Here is a 19537-nt window from a genome sequence, read left to right as displayed (position 1 = left end):
CGTGGACGCAACAGCAGTTGATTTAGCCCTCAGCGCGGCGCTGGCGGCGGGGGATCATGTGCGGGGCACAACCTCGCCAAACCCGCCGGTGGGCTGCGCGATCATCAGCCCCGAGGGTGAGCTGCTGGGCACTGGATCGACGCAACCACCAGGGCAGGGCAGGGGAGAACACGCTGAGGTTGTAGCACTCCGGAACGCGGGTGCGCGTGCGCGTGGCGCCAGTGCCGTGGTCACGCTGGAGCCCTGCAACCATACCGGGCGGACAGGGCCCTGCTCGCATGCGTTGGTGGCCGCCGGTGTCTCCGAGGTGTACTACGCCACAGCAGATCCGAACCCGCTGGCAGCCGGCGGTGCGGAATACCTGCGTAACTGCGGCGTTGCGACGACCTTCCTCGACATCGAGGTAGCTGCGCTCCAGCCGTGGTTGCATTCGGTCCGAACCGGACGCCCACACGTGACGGTGAAGACCGCGAGCACCCTAGACGGCTATTCAGCCGCGCAGGACGGCAGCTCCCAATGGATCACGGGCGAGCAGGCTCGCGCTCACGCCCACCGAGACCGCTCGCTCAGAGACGCGATCATCGTTGGGACAGGAACCGTACTCGCCGACAATCCGCGACTGAGCGCGCGGGAGGAAACCGGGAATCTCTATCCGAAGCAGCCCCGGCGGGTGGTCGTCGGCAAGCGGGCGTTGCCTGCCGATGCGCACTTGGTGGCCGCTGACGTAGCGCGCTTTGACACTTTGGCGCAGGCGCTGAATGCGCTCTGGGAAGCCGGTGCGCGTGACATCTTGATCGAGGGGGGACCGACGCTAGTTGGTGGCGCGCTCCAACAGGGGCTCGTGAACCAGCTACACGCTTACATCAGCCCAGCACTTTTGGGGGCGGGACTCGCGCCGATGGTGCTGAGCCTGACGGGCGAGACAGGCATTTCAGACCTGATTCGGCTTAAATTGGCTAAGGTTGAACAATTAGGAAACGACGTGCTCATTGTGGCCGACGTCGCAGGGAAGTAGAGGGCAATAGACATGTTCACGGGCATCATTGAAGAACTGGGCACCGTAGCCGAGATCAACGATTTGGGTGATTCTATTCGCTTAACCCTCAGCGCACGCACGGTACTTAGTGATGCGCAATTGGGTGCCTCGATCGCCGTGAACGGCGTGTGTCTGACCATCGCAGAACTCAGTGACACCCAGTTTTCCGCGGACTGCATGCTGGAGACGCTCAACCGTTCCAGCCTGGGCACCCTGCGGGTGGGAGATCGCGTCAACCTCGAGCGTGCAGCGTCAGTGAACGCGCGTCTCGACGGCCACATTGTGCAAGGCCATGTCGATGCCACTACCACGCTACTGAGTCGCAAGCATTCGGAGCATTGGGATGTACTACGCTTTGCCCTCCCGGAGCAGCTCAGCCGCTACGTTGTGGAAAAAGGCTCCATCGCCATCAACGGAACGTCACTGACTATTTCAACCCTTGGCGCCGACTTTTTTGAAGTGTCCCTCATCCCGGTGACGCTTGCAGAGACTGTATTCGGGAAGCTGGAAATTGGGGCGGTGGTCAATCTGGAGGTAGACGTCATCGCTAAATACGTGGAAAGAATGCTCGGCACCAAGCAGAGCTAAGTAAGGGCAACTGACCGTTAAGGTTTCACTTGAGATTAGGCTAGGACAGCGTGGCTACGTTAAGTACCGAAGAAACTAACAAGCAGGTCCAGTTGGACTCCGTAGAAGATGCAATCGCCGCCATCGCCGCCGGCAAAGCCGTCGTGGTGGTTGATGATGAGGACCGCGAGAACGAGGGGGACCTCATCTTCGCAGCCGAAAAGGCAACGCCCGAGCTAGTGGCGTTTATGGTGCGCTACTCCTCCGGGTATATTTGCTCCTCCCTTACGGAAGAGGACGCGGATCGTTTGCAGCTTCCCCCGATGATCGCTCACAACCAGGACGCGCGTGGTACGGCCTACACCGTCACTGTGGATGCCAATACTGGTAGCACCGGCATTTCCGCTACCGCGCGGGCCGAGACGCTGCGTCGGCTGGCCGACCCGGCCTTCGGCCCTAGCGACTTCACGCGGCCCGGACACGTGGTGCCGCTCCGCGCCCGCGAAGGTGGCGTGCTGATCCGAGCCGGACACACTGAAGCCGCAGTGGACCTGGCGCGGATGGCGGGCCTGCGCCCAGCCGGCGTGCTGTGCGAGGTAGTCAGCGAGGATGACCCGACGGACATGGCGCGTGGGCCAGAACTGCGAAAGTTCTGTGACAAGCACGGCCTGAAGATGATCTCCATCGAGCAGCTGATTGCGTGGCGACGACTCAACGAGGTCCAGATTCGGCGCGTAGTGGAAACCCGCCTGCCCACTGACTTCGGCGAATTCCGCGCCATCGGGTACCAGAGCACCATTAACCAGATGGAGCATGTGGCGCTGGTGGTAGGAAATCCAGAAAGCGACGGGGGACAGGACGTCCTCGTTCGTGTCCACTCCGAGTGCCTGACGGGTGACGTGTTTGGCTCGCGGCGCTGCGACTGCGGCCAGCAACTCCACGCCTCCATGAAGATGATCCAAGATGCCGGGCGCGGCGTGATCCTTTACATGCGTGGGCATGAAGGCCGCGGTATCGGACTGCTGGCTAAACTGCAGGCGTATCACTTGCAAGATTCCGGGGCCGACACCATCGACGCGAACCTCCAGCTGGGGCTCCCGGCAGACGCACGGGAATTTGGTACCGGCGCCCAGATCCTGCACGATTTGGGCATCAAGACGATGAACCTGATCTCGAACAACCCAGACAAGCGTGCTGGGCTAACCGGCCACGACATCAGCATTAGTGGTCGGACCGAGATCCCGGTGGATATTCACCAGGACAACATCACGTACTTAAAGACAAAGCGAGACCGCATGGGGCACGCCATTCCGGGACTGGAAGACGCGTTGCAGGAGCAGCCATGAGTGGAGAGGGACGCCCAGAACTGCAGCTTGTCGACGCCACCGGCCTGCGCGTCGCAGTGGTATCTGCCTCCTGGAATGCCGAGATCTGCGATCAGCTACATGCCCGCGCGGTGGCCGTCGGCATGCAATGCGGCGCGGAGGTAAGCGAGTACCGCGTTGTAGGCGCACTGGAGCTCGGCGTAGTAGTACAAGAGCTGGCCCAGCGTTATGACGCCGTGGTCGCGCTTGGTTGCGTGATCAAGGGCGGCACCCCGCACTTTGAGTACGTGTGCGAATCCGTCACTGCGGCACTCACCCAGATTGCATTGGACACTGCGACGCCGATCGGAAACGGTGTGCTGACTACGCTGACGCATGAACAGGCGGTGGATCGGAGCGGCGTGGCCGGTGCGATGGAGGATAAAGGTGGCGAATCTATGGTGGCTGCGCTGCATACCGCACTGGTGCTTTCCCAGATTCGCAAGGCCAACGGCTAAGCTTGACTGATACACAACTGGGCTAGAAGGATGGAACCTGTGTCGGAACTGGAAAAGGAGCGCGAGCGGCTGGCAGCGCTCGACTCGGTCACAACAACACTGAAGCCGTGGGAATTTGAGCTGCGCTCACAGTACTTGGCTCGGATGTCGTGGATCGTCATCGCCATCATCATGGCGGTGCACATTTTCATGGCTGTGGTGGTTGGAATGGATTACACCGGTGCTGCCGTCACCTTCGTGGACAAGTTCGCCTTCGTCGGTATCGGCCTGGTCATTTCCTTCTTCGCCTATCATCTGCGTCGTCCGCGGGTACGGGCCAACGCCGATGGGGTGGAAGTCCGTAACTTCATTGGCACCCGGTTTTATCCATGGTCCGTGGTGTACGGGCTGGCGTTCCCGAAGGGCGACCGTATGGCCCGCCTGGAATTGCCCGAATTTGAATACGTCCCGATGTGGGCTTTTCAGGCTGGGGATAATGCGCGCGTGGTGAAGGCCGTAGCAGCTTTCCGCGGCCTCGAAGATAAGTACATGCCGGAAGACTAAGCCTATGGCAGACCCGCTCGACTACCGCCCGGCCGCTGGATCAATCCCCACGCAGCCGGGTGTTTATCGCTTCCGGGACGGCGCTGGCCGTGTGGTGTACGTGGGTAAGGCCAAGAACCTACGTGCTCGGCTATCCAACTATTTCCAAGACCTCACTCAACTGCATCCGCGCACCCGCCAAATGGTGCAGACCGCCACTGGTGTGGAATGGACGGTAGTTGGCAGTGAAGTCGAGGCGCTGCAGCTGGAATACACCTGGATCAAGAAGTACGATCCCCGCTTCAACGTTAAGTACCGCGACGATAAGTCCTATCCCATGTTGGCGATCACGCTGAATGAGCCCTTCCCGCGGGCTTATGTCTATCGCGGTCCCATGCGCAAAGGGGTGCGCTACTTCGGGCCCTACTCACACGCTTGGGCAATCCGAGAAACTCTCGATCTGCTGACCCGGGTTTTCCCGATGCGCACCTGTTCTAAAGGCGTGTTTAATCGGCATGCTCAGCTCGGGCGGCCGTGTTTGCTCGGTTACATCGATAAGTGCGCGGGGCCATGCGTTGATAAGGTCACTGCTCCGGAGCACATGGAGATCGTGCGGGGTCTCATCTCTTTCCTCTCCGGCCATACTGCGGGCGTGACTAAGCAGTTGGAACAGCAGATGACGGCTGCCGCAGAGCAGCTCGACTTTGAACGTGCAGCGCGACTGCGGGATGACCTGGGGGCGATCGCCAAGGTGATGGAGCGCCAGTCCATAGTGTTGAGCGACGGCACCGACGCTGACGTGATCGCCGCTGTGTCAGATGAGTTAGAGGCAGCCATCCAGGTGTTCCATATCCGGGGCGGTCGCGTGCGCGGACAGCGTGGCTGGGTCGTCGAGAAGCCAGCGCAGGTGGCAGAGGCGGGCGATAGCCCCGACGCAGAACTCTTGGGCAACTTCTTGCTGCAGTTCTACAACGAGATTGCGGATCGACTGGCGCAGGAGGCTGACAGCGAGCGCCTCGGCGCAGAGATCCCGCGGGAGATCTACACCCACGCTGCCCCCGCTGATAGCGCAGAACTGGAACACTTGTTAGCTGAGCTGCGGGGTGGCCCAGTGCATCTGCGGGTCCCGCAGCGCGGCGATAAGCATGAGCTCATAGAGACGGTGCAAAAGAATGCGGTGGAGGCGCTCAAACAGCACAAACTGAAGCGGCAAGGTGACCTAACTACCCGCTCAGCTGCGCTGCAGCAACTGCAAGAAGCTCTGCTGATGTCAGAAGCCCCGCTGCGTATCGAATGCACCGATATTTCACATATTCAGGGCACCGATGTCGTCGCATCCCTGGTGGTCTTTGAGGACGGTTTGCCCAAGAAGTCCGATTACCGGCGCTACAAGATCAAAGAGGCTGCCGGCGATGGGCACTCCAACGATGTCGCTTCCATCGCGGAGGTGACTAGGCGCCGCTTCCTGCGCCACAACCAGGACCGAACTGCGGTGCCTGATGCCGAGGAATTTGACGGCACACGCTTTGCCGACGAACAGGTCACGGAATATTCCGTCAGCGGCAAGAGATTCGCATATCCGCCGCAGCTTTACATCGTTGACGGCGGCCTGCCGCAAGTCAATGCCGCCCAGGAGGTCTTTGAGGAGCTTGGTGTACACGACGTCATGCTCATCGGACTGGCGAAACGCCTCGAGGAAGTGTGGTTGCCAGGAGAGGAAGACCCGCTCATCCTGCCACGAAACTCTCAGGCGCTGTATCTCTTGCAGCACATTCGTGATGAGGCGCACCGCTTCGCGATCACATTTCATCGGCAGCAGCGCTCCCAACGGCTGCGGGTTTCCGAGCTGGACGACATCCCCGGATTGGGGCAGCAACGCAAGGCAGAGTTGGTGAAGCATTTCGGATCGGTGAAGAAGCTGCGCTCCGCCACCCAGGAGGAGATCGAACAAGTCAAGGGCTTCGGGCCGAACCTAGCGGCGAAGGTTGTGGAAAAGTTACAACAGAGCGCTACCTGAGCGCTACGCAGATGCATTTTCCCGGGCTACACTGTGAGCATGACACAAGCCGATCGCAGTGGGGAACCTGTGACCAATGGACTTCCGACTTCCGCGGACATCGTAGTAACACCGGAAGCCGACGACGAGCGCACCCGTGGCGCGGTACTCAAACATGCCGAAAAGGAAGAAAACGGTACTAAAATGCCGGTGCTTATCACCGGTATGTCTGGCGCTGGCTTGAATTCTGCTGCCCGGGTCCTGGAAGACATGGGCTGGTATGTTGCGCAGAACCTACCGTCCGCCCTCATCTTGGACATGGTGCAGATGTGCTTGGCCGAGGACTCGCCGGTGGAGCGGCTGGCACTGGTCTCGGATGTGCGATCCCGACCGTTCAGCGGCAACCTCATTCAGGTTATCGACGAGCTAGACGCCCGGGGTCAACGCCCAATTATTTTGTATATGGAAGCCCGCGATGACATTCTCGTGCGCCGCTTCGACTCCGTGCGCCGCACCCACCCGATGCAAGGTCCAGATACCTTGCAGCACGGGATTTCCCGCGAGCGCCAGGCCATGTTCGAGGTGAAGGAAATTGCGGACATCGTCATCGATACTTCGGACTTGTCCGTTCATGACTTGCGGCGTGCGATTGAATCCAGTTTCTACAGTGTTACCTCCAACAAGGAGCATGTGACTCTGCAGTCTTTCGGTTTCAAACGCGGTGCCCCGCATGACACCGACTTGATTTTGGATGTTCGTTTTCTGCCGAATCCCTATTGGGTGGGGGACTTGCGCAAGTTCCGCGGTACAGACGCACCTGTCTCCGAATATGTGCTGGCACAAAAGGGCGCCCGCGAGTTCATTGACAACTTTGTGAGCATGTTTAACACCATGGTGCGCGGCTACCGCCGGGAGGGGAAGCGCTTTGTTACCGTCAGCATCGGCTGCACCGGCGGACACCACCGCTCCGTTGCAATGGCAGAGGAGATCGGGCGAATTTTGTCACAAAACAACGAACTTGAAGTGGCTGTTATCCATCGCGACATTAAACTTAGCTAATTATTCATCACTAGCCACTGATACTAACGAGGTTTATCATGCCTTCCGAGGACGTCTCCTTACCTGAACACTTACGCTCAATGGTGTGTTTAGGCGGCGGACACGGACTATTCCAGACCCTGCGAGCAGCGCGGATCCTACAAGTCCCGAATATTCAGGCGATCGTCACGGTTGCCGATGACGGTGGCTCATCAGGACGCATCCGGCGGGAACTCGGACAGATCCCGCCCGGAGATCTCCGGATGGCGCTGTCCGCGCTCGCCCGGGACGACGCGGAAGGGATGATGTGGGAGCAGCTGCTGCAGCATCGATTCGCAGGCACCGGGGCGCTAGCCGGACATGCCGTGGGCAATCTGCTGATCGCAGGCCTGACAGATGTGCTCGGCAATGAGACAGCGGCGCTGGATGTCGTCGCAAAGCTCACGCGCTCTTATGGGCGGGTGCTACCGATGTGCGCACAGCCGCTGGAGATTGAGGCTGAAGTCGCTGGGCTTTCCGACGACCCGAGGCTAATCCGCAACCTGCGGGGCCAAGTCGCGGTGGCAACCACCCCCGGCGAGGTGCGCCGGGTGCGACTGTTGCCGGATCGCCCGCCAGCTTCTCTGGAGGCGTTGGCGGCCATTCAGGATGCTGACTTGCTCACCATCGGTCCGGGGTCGTGGTTCACCAGCGTGATTCCGCACATCCTGGTGCCGGACATCGTGGCGGCCATTAACGAGTCGCAGGCGCTGCGCGTGGTGATCCTGAATCTCTCCAACACGCAGCTGGAAACTACCGGCTTCTCCATCGAACGTCATGTGCATATGCTTCGCCAGCACGCGCCGGAACTGCGAGTTGACCGCTTCCTACTGGATCGGGCGATGCCGATCGATTCCACTGCATTAAGTCACCTGGAGCGTGCTGCTGCGGCTATGGGCGCAGTGGTGCAGGTTGATGACGTGCGCAAATTCCGGGACAACGGCGAGGTCACTGATCGTCATGCGCCGGAAAAGCTAGCCCGATCACTGCTGCGCCTCATGCCTGCAGACTAGAGTGTTTATTCATCCCGCAACCATCTATGTGAAAACCAGGAGAGAAGCTTCGTGACGCTCACCGCGCAGGTCAAAGACGAGTTGGCAGTTGTATCTGTAAGCAGGGCGTCCGCACGAGTGGCGGAGGTGGCTGCGATAGTACGCTTCGCGGGGTCCGTGGAGACGGTTGCGGGCCACAACATTTTGGAGATTGAGCTCGACAATTCTGGGGCCGCTCGTCGGGTGCAGGAAACCCTTTCCGAGCTGTATCACAAGCAGGTGCAGATCCACACGATCGGCCCGGGCGGGATGAGTAAATCCACCCGCTATGTGTTGCGCATAAGCGATGGCGTGGATGAGGTTATTCGCAGGCTCGGACTGATTACTCGATCCGGCCATCCGGTGCGCGGATTGCCGCCGCAGGTGGTTTCCGGCACCGTTTCGGATGCCGAGGCAGCGTGGCGGGGTGCCTTTCTAGCCGCGGGTACGTTGACGGAACCGGGGCGTACCTGCTCTTTGGAGATCGAATGCCCAGGGCAGGAAGCAGCCTTGGCGTTGGTGGGGTGTGCTCGCCGCCTTGGCATCAGCACTAAGACCAAGGAAACCCGGGGCAGTGAGAAAGTATTCGTCCGTGACGGGGAAGCCATTGGCGCGCTTCTCACGCGTATTGGCGCTATGAGCACTCGTTTGGAGTGGGAGAAGCATCGCGAACGCAAGCAGCAGCAAAGCGGCGGGCATCGCCTGGCAAACTTTGATGATGCCAACCTGCGACGTTCCGCGCGGGCCGCTGTCGCTGCCGCGGCACGGGTTGAGCGAGCCCTCGAGATTCTGGGCGATGACATCCCGCAGCACCTTGCCGAAGCCGGCCAGTTGCGGGTGCTTCACCGCCAGGCTTCGCTGGAAGAATTGGGCCGACTGGCTGACCCGCAGATGACCAAAGACGCTGTTGCCGGCCGTATCCGTCGACTGTTGTCGATGGCTGATAAGCGTGCCGAGGAGATGGGGCTGCCGGATACAAACTCGGCTGTTACGGAAGAGTTGCTCGAAGATCTCTAGCCTGTGTCTAGAGTCACACAACATTTCAAAAGATACATAGCTTACTGTCCAGATTAGGGTACCTTTCGGTGGCGGTTCTTCGCAGCTAAGGGCTTATTTCCCTGGCCACACGGCAGGCGACTCCGGGCACACCACAAGCCCGAACTAAGTTATGTGAGAATATGCCCGAATATGTGGTCTTTTGTGGGGGTGGGCCAAACCGGGCAGGGCTGCAATGGGCTTTTCTCGCTGCACGTCAGTGATTGCGTAGGTACGCTTGGGGCAGACGCGGATGCAGCGGCCCGAAAGTCGGTCGGCATTCTCGTGGCACAGCACCCTAACTAAAGGAGAACATTGTGACCATTCGTGTGGGAATTAACGGCTTTGGCCGAATCGGACGTAACTTCTTCCGCGCTGTCCTGGAGACTGGCTCGGACATCGAGATCATCGCAGTTAACGATCTGACCGACAACAAGACCCTGGCAAACCTGCTGAAGTACGACTCCATCTTGGGTCGCCTGGGCAAGACCGTTGAATTCGATGATGAATCCATCACCGTCGATGGCAAGAAGATCATCGTCACCGCCGAGCGCGATCCAAAGAACCTGAAGTGGGGCGAGTGGGGCGTAGACGTAGTCGTCGAGTCCACCGGCTTCTTCACCAAGAAGGAAGACGCACAGGCCCACATCGACGCTGGTGCCAAGAAGGTCGTCATTTCCGCACCCGGTTCCGGTGTTGACGGCACCTTCGTTGTCGGTGTGAACCACACTGATTACGACCCAGAGACGATGACCATCATCTCCAACGCATCGTGCACCACCAACTGCCTGGCTCCAATGGCAAAGGTGCTCAACGACAAGTTCGGCATCGTCAAGGGCCTGATGACCACCATCCACGCTTACACCGGCGACCAGCGCCTGCACGACGCTCCGCACAAGGATCTGCGTCGTTCCCGCGCCGCTGCAGTGAACATCGTTCCTACCTCCACCGGTGCAGCTAAGGCAGTTTCCCTGGTTCTCCCAGAGCTCGAGGGCAAGCTGGACGGCTTCGCAATGCGTGTCCCAGTGATCACCGGTTCTGCTACCGACCTGACTTTCGAGGCTTCTCGTGAAGTAACCGTCGAAGAAATCAACGCTGCCATGAAGGAAGCCGCAGAAAACGGCCCACTCAAGGGCACCCTGATGTACTCCGAGGACCCACTGGTTTCCTCCGACATCGTCACCGATCCACACGCTTCCATCTTCGACTCCGGCCTCACCAAGGTTATGGGCAACCAGGTCAAGGTTGTCTCTTGGTACGACAACGAGTGGGGTTACACTAACCAGCTCGTGAAGATGACCGAATACGTCGGCGAGCGCATCTAATCCTCGCTAGACTTTAAGCAGTGGCCCGCGCCTGTAAGAGGCTGCGGGCCAGCTGCCTATCTGGACCACATTTTTTACTCGCAGCAACAATTCAGGAGACTGTGACTAATGAAGAACCTCAACGACCTGCTCACCGAAGGCGTCGCAGGCCGCAACGTGCTCGTACGTTCGGACTTTAACGTCCCGCTCAACGACGAAGGCGATATCACCGATGCTGGCCGCATCAACGCTTCGCTGCCAACGATTAAAGCACTGGTAGAAGCCGAAGCCCGCGTCATCCTCATGGCGCACCTTGGCCGACCTAAGGGCGAAGTCAATCCTAAGTACTCCCTGGCGCCGGTCGCTGAGGCACTGTCTGAGGCACTCGGTCAGTACGTTCCGCTGGCTGCTGACGTCGTTGGCGAGGACGCCCATGAGCGGGCCAACGGCCTGAACGATGGCGACGTCCTCCTGCTGGAAAACGTCCGTTTTGACGCGCGCGAGACCTCCAAGGACGAGTCCGAACGCGGGGCATTCGCGGATCAGCTGGTCGCATTGACCGGCGACAATGGTGCCTTCGTATCCGACGGCTTTGGCGTGGTCCACCGTGCCCAGGCTTCCGTTTATGACGTCGCGCAGCGCCTGCCACACTACGCTGGCGGCCTGGTGCAGAAGGAAATTGAGGTTCTTAAGAAGATCGCCGATGAGCCTGCACAGCCTTATGTTGTCGTACTCGGTGGTTCAAAGGTTTCCGACAAGCTCGGTGTGATCGAGGCACTGGCTCCGAAGACGGACGCGCTCATCATCGGTGGTGGCATGTGCTACACCTTCCTCGCTGCACAGGGTTACAACGTACAAAAGTCCATGCTGCAGGAAGAGATGATCGATACCTGTAAGGACCTGCTCGAGCGCTACGGCGACAAGATCAACCTGCCGGTGGACCTCGCATGGGCACCAGAGTTCGCGGAATCTGCCGAGAAGACCATTACCGGCTTGGAAGACACCCCAGCAGGTCAGCTTTCTTTGGACATCGGACCGGAGTCCGTCAAGAAGTTCGCTGCGGTGCTCAGCACCGCCAAGACCATTTTCTGGAATGGCCCGATGGGCGTCTTCGAGTTCGAGAAGTTCTCCGATGGCACCCGCGGCGTTGCACAGGCAATCATCGATGCAACCGCTGCTGGCGCCTTCTCTGTGGTCGGCGGTGGCGATTCCGCTGCTTCCGTCCGCGTACTCGGCCTGAATGAAGACGGCTTCTCTCACATTTCCACCGGTGGTGGCGCTTCCCTCGAATACCTCGAGGGTAAAGAACTTCCCGGCGTCGCAGCGCTGGCATAGAAAGGTAGTAGAAACATGACCCGTAAGCCACTTATTGCCGGCAACTGGAAAATGAACCTGACCCACCTGCAGGCGGTCGGTTCCGCACAGAAGCTGGCCTTCTCCCTGCCTAAGGACCGCTACGAGAAGGTGGACGTTGCCCTGATGGTGCCGTTCACCGACATCCGCTCCGTGCAGACGCTTGTCGACGGCGACAAGTTAGAGTTCACCTATGGTGCGCAGGACATCTCCCAGCATGAGTCCGGCGCCTACACCGGTGAGGTCTCCGCTGAAATGCTCAAGGCACTTGGTTGCACCTGGGTGGTCGTCGGCCACTCAGAGCGCCGTGAGTACCACGCTGAAACTAACGAGATTGTGGCTGCTAAGGCGAAGGTCGCGCTGACACACGGAATTTCTCCAATCGTCTGCGTCGGCGAAAAGCTGGATGTACGCGAAGCAGGGGAGCACGTTGCGTTCGTCGTCGAGCAGACTAAGCAGTCCCTGGCAGGGCTCAGCGCCGAGGAACTCGCTACTACCGTCATTGCCTACGAACCAGTGTGGGCGATCGGCACCGGCAAGGTTGCCTCAGCAGCGGACGCCCAGGAAGTGTGCGCTGCGATCCGCGTTGCCGTGCGTGAGCTGGCTGGCGACGCCGTCGCAGACGGTATGCGGATCCTCTATGGTGGCTCCGTGAAGACGGATTCAGTGGGCGAGATCGTCTCCCAGCCGGATGTTGATGGTGGCCTCGTCGGTGGTGCCTCGCTCGACGGCGAGGACTTTGCCAAGCTCTGCGCTGCAGCAGCAGCCGCAGTCTAATTCGCTATGCGAGTCGTTTAACTTCAGCTGATGTGCCACGTGTACAATGGCTGAAGTTAATCGCTTTTCACTTATGAAGGATCATTGAAACATGGCTCTCGCACTACAGATCATCCTTGTCGCAGCCAGCGTCATCATGACCATTCTGGTCCTGCTGCACAAGGGTAAGGGCGGCGGCCTGTCGAGCTTGTTCGGTGGTGGCATGCAGTCGAACCTGGCGGGATCTACCGTGGTGGAAAAGAACCTCGACCGCTTCACGATCATCACTGCCGTGATTTGGATCGCGTGCATCATCGGTCTGAACCTGCTGCAGGCCTACAGCTAAGCCCTTAAGCACTAAGGAGCCCCTCATCCCATTAAGGGAGAGGGGCTCCTTCGCTGTGCGAGGTTAGTGAAGACTAGCATCCTGCGCGAGGTATAGGCGAGAGTCTTTCCGGCCCTGCGCCCCTGCAGCGGGCCAATCCACATGGCTCGATCCAGCGATCACATGACCGGCAGCCACAGCTTTCTCTGCACCCGCGACCAACAACCACACCGCATCCGCGCTGCGGACAGCAGGTAAGGTGAGCGACACGCGGGTAGCCGGTGGCTTAGGAGAATCCTGCACCGCCACCACGAGTTTGCTGTCTTCTCGCACGGCAGCTGTATGCGGGAAGAGGGAGTTGATGTGGCCTTCGCCGCCCATGCCGAGCAAGTGCAGGTCGAAGCCTTTCGGAGCCCAGGTGGCCAGCTCTTGTTCGTACCAAGCAGTTGATTCCTCTAGGGACATCTCACCGAGCCGGTAGGAATGTACCCAGTCCGGATTGACGGGAACGTGGTTTAGTAGCGCTTCCCGTGCCTGGCCTTCATTGGAGTCAGGGTGCGCCACAGGAACGGCGCGCTCGTCACCGAAGAACACGTGCACCCGTGACCAATCGATACGCAGTGCCGGGAACGTTTCCGCCTGCGCAGTGGCTGCGGCGTCGAACTCAGCGAGAGTGCGCAGGACACCGATGCCAGCACCGCCGCCGGTGAGCACCACGCGGGCGATGCCGTCGCCATGCACGCCGCCTCCGGCCTGAACAGCAGCGATTTTTGCGATGGTGTCGCTGGCGGCGCGCTGGATGAGGGCATCGAGGTCAGAAACATTAATGACGTCCATTCTTAGACCTCCTGTACTCGGTAGAGACCACGCAGCGCCTTGGCGTAAGCGTTATCGGGATCGAGGTGGCGCAATTCCTCAGCCAGGCAGTCAGAGTTGGCGCGGCGCCCAACCGCGACGAGGGAAGGTGGACAACCCGGCAACTGGACAGACATGGTGTGGGCGTCGCTGACCGCGACGATGACCGTGCCGGAGCTGCGGTGTAGTTCGATCTTTGAGATCGGGTGGCAGCATTCGCCACTCTGGTCGCGGTACTCGCAATCGTGGGTAGTGCGGTGCAGTCGGATTGGCACTGCGAGGCGATCGGCGAGCCAGCCAGCGGCCACATTAACGGCCGGGTCGTTGGGCCCATGAATGTCCACGGAGGTTACCTGTTCGTGGGGTGGCTGATCCAATGCGGAGGCCAAGACACCGCGCCACGGGGTTAGTCGTGACCAGGAGAGATCCGAATCCCCAGGGGTGTAGTGGTTGCGGCGGGACAGCGCGGCGGTGGGGTCTGGATCGTAGGCCACATCCGTGATGCGCCGCTGGGCGATCTGGCCAATAGGATCATGAGCCAATTGCTTCGGGGCGCTCGTGGGCCACCACGCGACGATAGGGGTATCGGGAAGCAGCAGGGGAGTGACGATCGCGGCCAAGTGTTCGGTGATCTCGCCACTCACCCGCATAATAATGATCTCGGAGGCACCGGCGTCGCCGCCGATGCGGATCTCGGCGTCGAGGCGCGTGGTGGCGGTGACATCGCCGCGGATCAGGACCAGCACGCGGGAGGGATGCTCGCCCGAGGAGTCATTGATGGAGTGCAGGATGTCATCGATGGGACTGCTGGTGTCTGTAACCACGATCAGGGTCAGGACGCGGCCAGTGGTGACCTGGTTGCCCATTTCGCGAATCGTGACGAGTTGCTTCGCGATGTCCCGGGTGCTGGTGTCTGCAAGTTCAAAAATCATGTCCAGAATCCTTCTGCTATGGCCGTCGCCACGTGCGGCCTTCACGGGCCATCATTCGGTCAGCACTCTCAGGGCCCCACGTACCGGCGGGATAGTCCTCCGGCTTGCCACGCCCGGCCCAATACTCCAGAATCGGATCGAGGATAGCCCAGCTCAACTCGACTTCCTCGTTGGTCGGGAACAGGGAGTTCTCGTCCAACAGCGCGTCGAGGATGAGGCGCTCATAGGCCTCGGGAGATTCCTCGGTAAAGGCCTCAGAATAGGCGAAATCCATGTTGACGTCACGAACCTCCATGGTCGAGCCGGGAACCTTGGAGCCAAAGCGCATCAGCACGCCCTCGTCGGGCTGCACGCGAATGACCAGTGCATTCGGCCCCTGGGACGCGGTGGTCGATTCATCGAAAGTCAGGTGTGGTGCCTGCTTGAACACGACGGCAATCTCAGTCACGCGCCTGCCGAGCCGCTTACCGGTGCGCAGGTAGAAGGGGACGCCCGCCCAGCGCCGCGAGTTGATGTGCAACGTACATGCGGCAAAGGTCTCGGTGCCGGACTCGGGGTCAAAGCCCTCTTCGTCGCGCAGCCCGACGACGCGCTCCGAGCCCTGCCAACCTGCGGTGTACTGGCCGCGTGCAGTAGTTTTTGCCAGCGGGTACACCGGCGCAGTTGCACGCAGTACCTTGATCTTTTCTGCCCGCAATTCACGAGGGTTAAAGGTGATCGGCTCTTCCATGGCCACGAGTGCCAGCAGCTGCAGCAGGTGGTTTTGGATCACGTCTCGGGCAGCGCCAATGCCGTCGTAATAGCCGGCACGGCCGCCCAGTCCGATGTCCTCTGCCATGGTGATTTGGACATGGTCCACAAAGTTCGCGTTCCAGAGCGGATCGAAAAGCTGGTTGGCAAAGCGCAGCGCCATGATGTTCTGGACGGTTTCTTTGCCCAGGTAGTGGTCGATACGGAACACCGAGTCTTCTGGGAACACCGCGTTGACGGCCTGGTTGAGGACCCGAGCGGAGTCTTGGTCATGGCCGAAAGGCTTCTCAATAATGACGCGACGCCAGGAAGAGTCAGTGCCGTGGGCCATTCCGGAGCGATCGAGCTGATTGACTACGTCGTCAAAGAAGTCTGGGGGAACGGAGAGATAGAAGGCCCAGTTGCCGGCGGTACCGCGAGAAGAATCGAGGTCGGCAAGCAGTGCCGCAAGGCTGTCGAAGGCGAGGTCGTCATTGAAGGCACCACTAACAAAGTGCATACCGTCCGCAAGCCGTTCCCAAACATTCTGGCGGATCTCAGTGCGAGCCCCGGCGATGACCGCCTCGTAGACATAATTCTCAAAGTCTTGTTTGGACCATTCGCGGCGCCCAAAACCGACAAGAGAAAAGCCCGCAGGCAGCAGGCCGCGATTGGCGAGATCATAAATCGCGGGCAGCAGCTTCTTGCGGGCAAGGTCACCCGTCACACCGAAGATGACCATGCCGGAAGGGCCAGCAATGCGCGGCAAGCGCTTGTCTTGGGGATCTTTTAATGGATTCACCCATTGTCCGGTGCTTGCTGCCACGCTGATTTCCTTCCGACGGCTAAAACAGTACGTGAAAGAAATCTTATGCTAGTTTGCCCTCGATCGAAATCAACAGGTCGCTCCAACTAGCAATGAACTTGTCCACGCCCTCTTGTTCGAGTACTCGGAACACGTCCTCAGTGTCCACCCCGGCGGCGAGAACCTTGGCAAAAAGCTCCTCGGACTCTACCTGGCGGCCGGAAAGGGTATCGCCGTGCAAGACATCAGAATCCAGGAGCGCGCGCAGCGTTGCCTCTGGCATGGTGTTCACGGTGTGTGGGCCTGCCAGTTCGGAGACGTACATCGTTGCGGGGTAATCCGGGTTCTTCACACCGGTGGACGCCCACAGTGGACGCTGGACATTGGCTCCGGCTGGCAGCACGTTGTCAGCGAGGAGCAGATCCTCGAAGGCAGCATATGCCAGGTGAGCATTTGCTAGTCCGGCTTTGCCCTTGAGATCCAATGCCTCTGGAGTTCCGATGGCATCGAGGCGCTTATCAATCTCAGTATCCACGCGGGAGACGAAGAAGCTCGCCACGGAGTGGATCTTTGAGATGTCGAGGCCCTTCTCGTGGGCGCGGTTGATGCCGTCGATAAATGCTCCGACGACCTCGCGGTAGCGGGCTACGGAGAAGATCAGGGTGACGTTCACGCTGATCCCCTCTGCAAGTGCTTCGGTGACTGCTGGCAGCGACTCCAATGAGGCCGGGATCTTGATCATGACGTTCTCGCGGCCGACGCGTTCGTAGAGCTGGCGGGCCTGCGCGAGGGTGGCATCCTTGTCCTGGAACAGGCGGGGATCTACCTCGATGGAAACCCGGCCATCCTGGCCGTTGCTTGCTTCGTAGATATCGCTGAACTGATCGCAGGCATTGCGTACGTCCTGGATGGCCATCTCATAAACCGCCTCGTCAGCGTTCATGCCTTGGGCCTTCAATTCGGCAAGCTGTTGGTCGTAGGCGTTGCCCTTGCTCATCGCGCTGGCGAAGATAGCAGGATTGGTGGTCACGCCCACGATGCCGGTGGTGTCGATGATTTCGCGGAGGGTGCCGGAATCTAGGCTGTCCCGGGAGAGATCATCGAGCCAGACGGATGTGCCTAGCTTTGCTAGTAGCTCTACTTGGGTCATAGTTGTATCTTCTTTCTGCATCGGCTAGTTGCCGAGCGTTTCGCGAGCTGCGGACACAACTGACTCAGTGGTCAAACCGAACTCGCGGTACAGGGTTTGGTAATCGGCGGATGCGCCGAAGTGCTCGAGGGAAACTGCCTTACCTTGGGTACCCAGGAATTGGTGCCATGGCATCGCAATCCCGGCTTCCACGGATACTCGGGCTGGCACGGCAGCTGGGAGGACTTCCTCCCGGTAGGACTGATCTTGTTGCAGGAACCAATCCATGCACGGCATGGACACTACGCGCGCCTTGATGCCATCCTTGGCCAGTTCGGCTGCTGCCTCAACCGCAATCTGGACTTCAGAGCCCGAGCCCATGAGGATGATGTCAGGGGTGCCCGCAGTGTCCACCAGGGTGTAGGCGCCCTTTGCGACGCCGGCCATGGCCTTCTCCTTGGTGCCTTCCAGCACCGGCACATTCTGGCGGGTGAGCGCCAGGCCCTTTGGGCCGGCAGGTGCCTCGAGGGCACACTTCCAAGCCGCAGCGGTTTCGTTAGCATCAGCGGGGCGCAAAATGCTGAGGTTCGGCATCGCGCGGAGCGCCGCGAGCTGCTCGATGGGCTGGTGGGTTGGGCCGTCTTCGCCGAGACCGATGGAATCGTGCGTCCAGACGTAATAGGTATCAATTCCCATCAACGCGGCCTGACGCACGGCCGGACGCATGTACTCGGAGAAGATGAGGAAGGTGCCGCCATAAGGCCGGTTGCGGCCGTGCAGCGCCATACCGTTGAGGATCGCGCCCATGGCGTGCTCACGGATACCGAAGTGCAAGTTGCGGCCATAAGGGGAGGTAGTCCACGTCTCGGTGGTGATCTCCTCTGGGCCGAAGGACTTCTCACCCTTAATGACGGTGTTGTTTGAGCCGGCAAGGTCGGCAGAGCCGCCCCACAGCTCAGGCAGGGACTTGCTCAACGCCTGCAGGGTGGCCTCCGAAGCCTTACGAGTGGCTACGCCCTTGGGATCGGCATCCCACGTTGGCAATTCCTCGGCCCAACCGGCAGGCAATTCCCGGGCCTGGGTGCGTTCGAGGTAGGCCTTGCGCTCTGGGTACTGGGCGGCCCAGGCGTCGAAACGCTGCTGCCACTCGGACTGCATGGCTTCGCCGCGCTCGGCAGCCTTGCGGGTGTGGGCAAGTACGTCGTCGTCGATGTGGAAGTGCTTATCGACGTCAAAACCGAGCTCGCGCTTGGTCGCAGCAACCTCTTCTTCGCCCAGTGCCGCGCCGTGAATACCGCCGGTATTCATAAGGGTAGGGGCGGGGTAGCCAATGATCGTCCGCAGCCGGATGAACGTCGGACGCTGGGTGTCGGCCTTGGCTTCTGCTACTGCTGCGAGAATCCCTGCGACGTCTTCGCCACCTTCGATCTCGAGCACTTGCCAACCGTAGGCACGGTAGCGGGCGCAGACATCCTCGGTGAAAGCGATCTGGGTGTTGTCTTCGATGGAAATGCGGTTGTCATCCCAGAACACAATGAGATTGCCTAGTTGCTGGGTACCGGCGAGTGAGGAAGCTTCTGCGGTGACGCCTTCCTGCATGTCGCCGTCGGAAGCAATGACGTAAATGTGGTGATCCCAAATGGACTCACCTAGAGCCGCCTCTGGCTCGAGCAGGCCCCGCTCGCGGCGGGCAGCCATTGCCATGCCAACGGCGGAAGCCAGACCCTGACCGAGTGGTCCGGTGGTAATTTCCACACCCTTAGTGTGGCCGAATTCGGGGTGTCCAGGGGTCAATGCGTCCCAGGTGCGCAGTGCCTGTAGGTCCGGCATTTCTAATCCGAATCCAGCCAAGTACAGCTGGATGTACTGGGTGAGGGAGGTGTGCCCGCAGGAGAGAACGAAGCGGTCGCGCCCTAACCATTGGTCGTCCGTGGGGTTATGCCGCAGGACGCGCTGGTAGAGGGTGTACGCCAGGGGTGCCAAACTCATTGCGGTACCTGGGTGGCCGGAGCCCACTTTCTGGACTGCATCGATGGCAAGAACGCGTGTGGTATCCACCGCCTTAGTATCTAGCTCGGTCCAGTCAGCTGGATAGGTGCGCTTAAAAAGAGCTTGAAGATCCGGCGACAATGCCACGATAGGTTCCTTCTTTCCAGGTGGTATTCAACTTATAAGGCACCCCGAACTTGCCAGAGGTGCAAACAGGATCCAGTTTAGTGGAAAGCCCCAACTGGGGTTCCGATTCGGCATTCTGCTGTGCTAG

Annotated in this window: 18 protein-coding genes; 13 read left to right on the top strand and 5 right to left on the bottom strand. The window is 59.9% G+C overall.

Annotation, left to right across the window (positions count from 1 at the left end; genetic code table 11):
• The first annotated feature begins 1 nt into the window (after position 1).
• The 13 genes from ribD to secG all read left to right on the top strand — a co-directional run bounded on the left by ribD (position 2) and on the right by secG (position 12845).
• Positions 2-1015, top strand: coding sequence for a bifunctional diaminohydroxyphosphoribosylaminopyrimidine deaminase/5-amino-6-(5-phosphoribosylamino)uracil reductase RibD (gene ribD, locus WG936_RS00715; RefSeq protein ID WP_339571842.1), 1014 nt, complete (start codon positions 2-4; stop codon positions 1013-1015).
• 12 nt (positions 1016-1027) lie between these two features.
• A complete protein-coding gene (locus WG936_RS00710) occupies positions 1028-1624 on the top strand; it encodes a riboflavin synthase (RefSeq protein ID WP_339563504.1) in 597 nt (198 codons plus the stop codon).
• Between the two features lie 50 nt (positions 1625-1674).
• Positions 1675-2949 (top strand): bifunctional 3,4-dihydroxy-2-butanone-4-phosphate synthase/GTP cyclohydrolase II, encoded by a 1275-nt coding sequence (locus WG936_RS00705; RefSeq protein ID WP_339563505.1) that lies wholly within the window; start codon positions 1675-1677, stop codon positions 2947-2949.
• On the top strand, positions 2946-3425 hold the full coding sequence (ribH, locus tag WG936_RS00700; RefSeq protein ID WP_339571841.1) for a 6,7-dimethyl-8-ribityllumazine synthase: 480 nt from the start codon (positions 2946-2948) through the stop codon (positions 3423-3425). The genes WG936_RS00705 and ribH overlap by 4 nt, the downstream gene beginning before the upstream one ends.
• 30 nt (positions 3426-3455) lie before the next feature.
• Positions 3456-3968: a PH domain-containing protein gene (locus WG936_RS00695; protein WP_339563507.1), complete on the top strand. Its 513-nt coding sequence runs from the start codon at positions 3456-3458 to the stop codon at positions 3966-3968.
• Between the two features lie 4 nt (positions 3969-3972).
• A complete protein-coding gene (gene uvrC / locus WG936_RS00690) occupies positions 3973-5964 on the top strand; it encodes an excinuclease ABC subunit UvrC (RefSeq protein ID WP_339563508.1) in 1992 nt (663 codons plus the stop codon).
• A gap of 39 nt (positions 5965-6003) precedes the next feature.
• Positions 6004-7002, top strand: coding sequence for an RNase adapter RapZ (gene rapZ, locus WG936_RS00685; protein ID WP_445227917.1), 999 nt, complete (start codon positions 6004-6006; stop codon positions 7000-7002).
• 38 nt (positions 7003-7040) lie between these two features.
• Positions 7041-8033 carry a gluconeogenesis factor YvcK family protein gene (locus tag WG936_RS00680; RefSeq protein WP_339563509.1) on the top strand — a complete coding sequence of 331 codons (993 nt, stop codon included), beginning with the start codon at positions 7041-7043 and terminating at the stop codon, positions 8031-8033.
• 51 nt (positions 8034-8084) lie between these two features.
• Positions 8085-9068, top strand: a complete 984-nt coding sequence (whiA, locus tag WG936_RS00675; protein ID WP_339563510.1) for a DNA-binding protein WhiA — start codon at positions 8085-8087, stop codon at positions 9066-9068.
• Positions 9069-9403: 335 nt separating this feature from the next.
• Positions 9404-10411 carry a type I glyceraldehyde-3-phosphate dehydrogenase gene (gene gap, locus WG936_RS00670; protein WP_339563511.1) on the top strand — a complete coding sequence of 336 codons (1008 nt, stop codon included), beginning with the start codon at positions 9404-9406 and terminating at the stop codon, positions 10409-10411.
• Between the two features lie 108 nt (positions 10412-10519).
• Positions 10520-11725, top strand: a complete 1206-nt coding sequence (locus WG936_RS00665; protein ID WP_339563512.1) for a phosphoglycerate kinase — start codon at positions 10520-10522, stop codon at positions 11723-11725.
• A gap of 15 nt (positions 11726-11740) precedes the next feature.
• A complete protein-coding gene (gene tpiA / locus WG936_RS00660; protein ID WP_339571840.1) occupies positions 11741-12520 on the top strand; it encodes a triose-phosphate isomerase in 780 nt (259 codons plus the stop codon).
• A 91-nt stretch (positions 12521-12611) separates the two neighbouring features.
• Complete coding sequence (gene secG, locus WG936_RS00655; protein ID WP_339563514.1) at positions 12612-12845, top strand: preprotein translocase subunit SecG; 234 nt, start codon at positions 12612-12614, stop codon at positions 12843-12845.
• 63 nt (positions 12846-12908) lie between these two features.
• On the opposite strand, the gene pgl is transcribed toward secG, so the two are convergent.
• The 5 genes from pgl to tkt are packed head-to-tail and all read right to left on the bottom strand — an operon-like array spanning position 12909 to position 19410.
• On the bottom strand, positions 12909-13661 hold the full coding sequence (gene pgl, locus WG936_RS00650) for a 6-phosphogluconolactonase (protein ID WP_339563515.1): 753 nt from the start codon (positions 13659-13661) through the stop codon (positions 12909-12911).
• Between the two features lie 2 nt (positions 13662-13663).
• Positions 13664-14611, bottom strand: a complete 948-nt coding sequence (locus tag WG936_RS00645) for a glucose-6-phosphate dehydrogenase assembly protein OpcA (protein WP_339563516.1) — start codon at positions 14609-14611, stop codon at positions 13664-13666.
• Between the two features lie 16 nt (positions 14612-14627).
• On the bottom strand, positions 14628-16166 hold the full coding sequence (zwf, locus tag WG936_RS00640; RefSeq protein ID WP_339563517.1) for a glucose-6-phosphate dehydrogenase: 1539 nt from the start codon (positions 16164-16166) through the stop codon (positions 14628-14630).
• A 43-nt stretch (positions 16167-16209) separates the two neighbouring features.
• Positions 16210-17295 (bottom strand): transaldolase, encoded by a 1086-nt coding sequence (gene tal, locus WG936_RS00635; protein ID WP_339571839.1) that lies wholly within the window; start codon positions 17293-17295, stop codon positions 16210-16212.
• A 24-nt stretch (positions 17296-17319) separates the two neighbouring features.
• Positions 17320-19410 (bottom strand): transketolase, encoded by a 2091-nt coding sequence (gene tkt, locus WG936_RS00630; protein ID WP_339571838.1) that lies wholly within the window; start codon positions 19408-19410, stop codon positions 17320-17322.
• Between the last annotated feature and the right edge of the window lie 127 nt (positions 19411-19537).

This window comes from Corynebacterium sp. H127, from assembly GCF_037482665.1.
Taxonomy (GTDB): Bacteria; Actinomycetota; Actinomycetes; order Mycobacteriales; family Mycobacteriaceae; genus Corynebacterium.
This window is presented reverse-complemented; position numbering and strand designations above follow the sequence as displayed.

What these genes read in the sequence shown, in the direction of transcription:
- WG936_RS00710 (WP_339563504.1), top strand. Translation starts at nt 1,028, where the DNA reads ATGTTCACGGGCATCATTGAAGAACTGGGCACCGTAGCCGAGATCAAC.
- ribH (WP_339571841.1), top strand. Translation starts at nt 2,946, where the DNA reads ATGAGTGGAGAGGGACGCCCAGAACTGCAGCTTGTCGACGCCACCGGC.
- WG936_RS00695 (WP_339563507.1), top strand. Translation starts at nt 3,456, where the DNA reads ATGGAACCTGTGTCGGAACTGGAAAAGGAGCGCGAGCGGCTGGCAGCG.
- uvrC (WP_339563508.1), top strand. Translation starts at nt 3,973, where the DNA reads ATGGCAGACCCGCTCGACTACCGCCCGGCCGCTGGATCAATCCCCACG.
- rapZ (WP_445227917.1), top strand. Translation starts at nt 6,004, where the DNA reads ATGACACAAGCCGATCGCAGTGGGGAACCTGTGACCAATGGACTTCCG.
- WG936_RS00680 (WP_339563509.1), top strand. Translation starts at nt 7,041, where the DNA reads ATGCCTTCCGAGGACGTCTCCTTACCTGAACACTTACGCTCAATGGTG.
- WG936_RS00665 (WP_339563512.1), top strand. Translation starts at nt 10,520, where the DNA reads ATGAAGAACCTCAACGACCTGCTCACCGAAGGCGTCGCAGGCCGCAAC.
- tpiA (WP_339571840.1), top strand. Translation starts at nt 11,741, where the DNA reads ATGACCCGTAAGCCACTTATTGCCGGCAACTGGAAAATGAACCTGACC.
- secG (WP_339563514.1), top strand. Translation starts at nt 12,612, where the DNA reads ATGGCTCTCGCACTACAGATCATCCTTGTCGCAGCCAGCGTCATCATG.
- pgl (WP_339563515.1), bottom strand. Translation starts at nt 13,661, where the DNA reads ATGGACGTCATTAATGTTTCTGACCTCGATGCCCTCATCCAGCGCGCC.
- WG936_RS00645 (WP_339563516.1), bottom strand. Translation starts at nt 14,611, where the DNA reads ATGATTTTTGAACTTGCAGACACCAGCACCCGGGACATCGCGAAGCAA.
- tal (WP_339571839.1), bottom strand. Translation starts at nt 17,295, where the DNA reads ATGACCCAAGTAGAGCTACTAGCAAAGCTAGGCACATCCGTCTGGCTC.